This window comes from Lamprobacter sp., assembly GCF_034860625.1.
Classification (GTDB): domain Bacteria; phylum Pseudomonadota; class Gammaproteobacteria; order Chromatiales; family Chromatiaceae; genus Lamprobacter.
On record NZ_JAYESN010000729.1, the window covers coordinates 1 to 681 of the forward strand.

Genomic DNA, 681 nt, shown 5'->3' on the forward strand with positions numbered 1-681 from the left:
ACGCCATCTGGCTGGCGCCGCCATAGACCGCATGCACGCCGCCGATGTCACGGTGGCGCAGTCCATAGCCGTGCCGTTGTGCAACGCCGCGCGTCCAGCGCTGGAACCGCGGGCGGTCCCATTCGAAGCGATGATCGGGATGGCGAAAGCGGTTCGCTGGCACCTCGAGTAGCGGGTTGTATTCGGCATTTGGGGTGGTGATGATCACCGTTTGCGGGCGCATCCGTGCGAAGAGCGCTTGCTCGACTTGGGCTAGATCCCGGGGCTCGATGTGCTCGATGGTCTCGATCAGCAGGGCGCAGTCGAAGCCGGCGAGGCTGGCATCGGGCTCGGTCAGCGAGCCGTGCCGCAGCTCGATCCTGTGTCCTTTGTGACCTTGCCATTCGCCGCCGCGCGTCCTGGGTGGCTCGGTGGCGATCGCCTCGAGCCGCAGCCGGAGCTGTTCAAGGTGGCGGGCATCGAGATCGATCCCTAGGATCTGCTCAAGCCCGGGCTCCTGCGCGAGTCGCACGAGCAGGTCGCCTTCGCCACAGCCAAGATCGAGTAGACGACGAGCGCCGCTTGCTCGTATGGCATCCATGACCGCCTCGAGGCGCTCCTCATGCAGAGGCGTGGTGGCTTCGTGATTCCAGTGCATTAACCTATAAACTGCGGGTGACGCCGATGTACACAGATTAAAAT

Annotated in this window: 1 protein-coding gene; it reads right to left on the minus strand. The window is 63.9% G+C overall.

Features of this window, described 5'->3' with window-relative positions; genetic code table 11:
* The coding region (locus tag VBE63_RS31015) for a methyltransferase domain-containing protein (protein WP_323686781.1) at positions 1–637 on the minus strand (637 nt) is incomplete at its 3' end.
* Positions 638–681 lie beyond the last annotated feature (44 nt).